This window comes from Labrys sp. KB_33_2, assembly GCF_052114505.1.
Classification (GTDB): domain Bacteria; phylum Pseudomonadota; class Alphaproteobacteria; order Rhizobiales; family Labraceae; genus Labrys.
Genome location: NZ_JBFREW010000097.1, coordinates 1 through 360, shown reverse-complemented (window position 1 = coordinate 360; position 360 = coordinate 1). Strand labels below are relative to the sequence as shown.

General features: G+C 63.1%; 1 protein-coding gene. It reads right to left on the bottom strand.

Going from position 1 to position 360, the window contains the following annotated elements:
• A partial coding sequence (locus AB4037_RS34715) for a hypothetical protein (protein ID WP_441774698.1) occupies positions 1-195 on the bottom strand: 195 nt, incomplete at its 3' end.
• Positions 196-360 lie beyond the last annotated feature (165 nt).

The window sequence follows — 360 nt, the reverse complement described above, 5'->3', positions numbered from 1 at the left end:
ATCGAGATATTTGGCGACATCCACCGTTTCGATCGATACCGAGACGGGCCGGCCCGCAACCTTCTGCCCGCTTTGGGCGGCCAGGGTATAGATCTTGGCCGCCGGCGAGGCGCAGGCCGAAAGTAAAGCCAGAGCCAGGCCCAGGCCCGTGAGGGCCGCGATGCGTCCAGAACGACGGAAGGAGGAGAACGGCATCAGTTGCTTCCTCTGGTCTTGCCCCGGATTAGGGATTCGGGGTGCTGCTGCATATAGTCGGTGAGCACGCGAATGGACCGCACGGCATCGTCGACCTGCGACATCAGGCGCGTGAGGTCGCGCTTGAAGCTGGACGAGCTGCCATAGCCCTGGTCGAAAGAGCCC